4 protein-coding genes and 1 riboswitch are annotated in these 2,476 nt (G+C 66.5%); of the genes, 3 read left to right on the top strand and 1 reads right to left on the bottom strand.

The genetic code is table 11. The features are described 5' to 3' along the window. Nucleotides 1–248 (top strand): cytochrome c oxidase assembly protein (locus M8J71_RS22855; RefSeq protein WP_256250156.1); only part of this gene is annotated, 248 nt, incomplete at its 5' end. A 35-nt stretch (nt 249–283) separates the two neighbouring features. On the opposite strand, the gene M8J71_RS22850 is transcribed toward M8J71_RS22855, so the two are convergent. Next, entirely contained in the window at nt 284–424 is a 141-nt protein-coding gene (locus tag M8J71_RS22850; protein ID WP_308292975.1) for a hypothetical protein, read from the bottom strand. A gap of 291 nt (nt 425–715) precedes the next feature. After that, a riboswitch (cyclic di-AMP (ydaO/yuaA leader) is annotated at nt 716–887 on the top strand. A 2-nt stretch (nt 888–889) separates the two neighbouring features. On the opposite strand from M8J71_RS22850, the gene M8J71_RS22845 reads away from it, so the two are divergent. Continuing rightward, nucleotides 890–1,693: a M23 family metallopeptidase gene (locus tag M8J71_RS22845; protein WP_256250155.1), complete on the top strand. Its 804-nt coding sequence runs from the start codon at nt 890–892 to the stop codon at nt 1,691–1,693. Nucleotides 1,694–1,770: 77 nt separating this feature from the next. Beyond that, nucleotides 1,771–2,361 (top strand): DUF305 domain-containing protein, encoded by a 591-nt coding sequence (locus tag M8J71_RS22840; RefSeq protein ID WP_256250154.1) that lies wholly within the window; start codon nt 1,771–1,773, stop codon nt 2,359–2,361. Nucleotides 2,362–2,476 lie beyond the last annotated feature (115 nt).

The following is a 2,476-nucleotide window of genomic DNA, read 5'->3' as shown; positions in this document are numbered from 1 at the left end:
GCCCGCCGGCGGCGTGGAATATCGATCCGATGCGTGACCAGGAGGTCGCCGGAGGCCTGGCGTGGTCCTATGGTGAGTTGCCCGGGGTGCTGCTGCTGATGTTCATCCTTGTCCGCTGGCAGCGGGACGAAGCCCGTGGCTGGGCGCGGACAGAGCGCGTGGTGGCCGCGGCAGGCGGCGACGCTGATATGGAGGCCTACAATCACTACCTGCAGCAGCTGGCAGACAGGCCCGAACGGCGACGGTAAGCCCGCGTGTTGCAGCTATTCTCCTGCGCGCTTCCTTACCGTCCGGCCAGCGCCGACACGATGGGCGCCTTGAGGGTCTCTTTCTCGGAAATACCCAAAATCGTGGCACTGGCCGGGCTTTCACTGTCCAGGACCAGCGTCGTGGGAACCGCGCGGGGCGGAACGTAGGCCGTCATCGCCAGCAGGATCCCGTCGTCGCTGTCATCAAAACTCGGGTAAACGACGTCGAGCGTGGGGCACCCAGCTCCAGGACGGCACGGCGCGGAGGAGACCAGGCCCCAAACCTCTGAACACTTGAAGGTACCCAGAGCAATCGATTTACGGGGAACAGAAATAAACCGGAAGGGACGGACGCCCGGCTAAGTGCCGCAGATCACGCGATTATAACGGTTCGTTATCTTAGGGTAACGTGGGTACAGGCATTTCTGTATCGGTGCCTTTTGAGTCTGTACGCCCAGCCCCGCCGCGGATTCGAAACACCAAGTCTTCCAGGCGGGGGCGGAGAACCCACTTTTTGGCAGTTGCACTGCCTTGGGGTGAAGCCGGACGAAGACCTCCTGTTTGAGAGGTTTGTAGCTCCGGCCGGGCTTATTCCTGGCCCGAACCCGACAGCTAACTTCGCAGGCGCCGAAAGGATCCCCATGCCGTCCTCCCCTGCCCGCGGCCGGCACCGTAACCCGGTGCCCGCGAGTTCGTTCCGCCCCTCCTCAGCTGGGCCCCGGCACAGCCGGCACCGGCCTACCCTCCGGGACTTCGCCGTTCTTCGCCGCAACCTTCCGGCAGCGGCCACGATCACCGTGGCCATGCTCGTAGGTGCCACCGTCACTGCGGCCAATGCCGGCACGGGCCCGGACCGGCCGCTGGCGACAGCTGCGGGCAGTGCGGCCCTGGCGGAGGGACCAGCCCAGGCTTCTCCCGGCGCCGCCATCTCGTTTGACCGGTCCCTGGTGGCCACGGCCCCGGCCCCCGAAGCACCCCAGACCTTGCCGGCAGGATCGGCCGGCTCCCCGCAGCCAGCCCCCTCCGCAGCGGTTCCCGTCGGCCCCGCTGCCGCTTCAGGGCTTGGCGCACCGCTGGCCAGCATGTCCGTGTCTTCTCCGTTCGGTTTCCGCACAAGCCCGATCACGGGAGGATCAGGGGAGCTTCACACCGGCCTTGACCTGGTGGCTTCATGTCAGACCGCGGTGTTCGCGGCCGGCGCCGGGACGGTTGTCGAGGCAGGCTGGTCCGCCTACGGCGGGGGAAACCGCATCGTGGTTGACCACGGCAACGGCCTCAAAAGCACCTATAACCACCTCGCGTCAATCGAAACGAGCGTCGGCGCTGCCGTCGGCGCTGGCCAGCGTCTGGCCGCAGCCGGAACGACGGGGAACTCCACCGGCTGTCACCTGCATTTCGAGGTGCTCTTCAACGGGCAGACCGTCGATCCGCAGGGTTGGATGTGACCGTCCAGGACCCAGCACCGGGAACTGCGGGCGCGGAACGGCCGAGGCGGCTGCGGGGTTTGTTGTGGATCGTCTTCGTGACCGTTTTCATCCTCACCGCGCTGGCTTTCTTTGCGGTAGGGCGGCTGACCGCAGCGCCCCAGCTGGTCCCTGACGACGGGCCCGACGCCGGGTTCGCCCGCGACATGCAGGCGCACCATGCCCAGGCCGTTGAGATGGCCCTGACCGTGAGGGATACTTCCTCCAACGAGGAGATCCGCGCTGTCGCCTACGATATTGCCACTACCCAGCAGCACCAGAGCGGCCAGATGTACGCCTGGCTGCAGGGATGGGGCCTGTCCCAGGCGGGCCAAGCGGCGCCGATGGCCTGGATGGGAACCGGCGACCACGGGGCAGACCATCAAAGTGCCCCGGCAACGGCGCCGGAGACACCGATGGCGGGCATGGCAACCCCGGAACAGCTGCAGGCCCTTCGGTCCGCTTCGGGAGCCGATGCTGACCGCCTGTTCACAGACCTGATGATCCGCCATCACCAGGGCGGGGTGGCCATGGCCACCGCTGCCGTGAACCTGGCCGAGACAGCGCGCGTCCGCGATTTTGCCGCCGGCCTCGCAGAAGCCCAAAACGCTGAAATACTGGCCCTGCAGGAATTGCGCGCCCGACTCTGACAACCAGCACCCGCTCCGGCCATACACTACCGACGCCTGCAAGCCCAGTGATGCCCCAGCCGCGGACACCCCAGGAGGATCGACAGGCGATCCTGAAGGCACTTCAAGCGAAACA

The sequence above is a fragment of the Pseudarthrobacter sp. R1 genome (assembly GCF_024494415.1).
Taxonomy (GTDB): Bacteria; Actinomycetota; Actinomycetes; order Actinomycetales; family Micrococcaceae; genus Arthrobacter.
Note: the sequence above shows the minus strand (reverse complement) of the source record. Positions and strands in the feature narration are given on the sequence as shown.

What these genes read in the sequence shown, in the direction of transcription:
- M8J71_RS22850 (WP_308292975.1), bottom strand. Translation starts at nt 424, where the DNA reads ATGACGGCCTACGTTCCGCCCCGCGCGGTTCCCACGACGCTGGTCCTG.
- M8J71_RS22845 (WP_256250155.1), top strand. Translation starts at nt 890, where the DNA reads ATGCCGTCCTCCCCTGCCCGCGGCCGGCACCGTAACCCGGTGCCCGCG.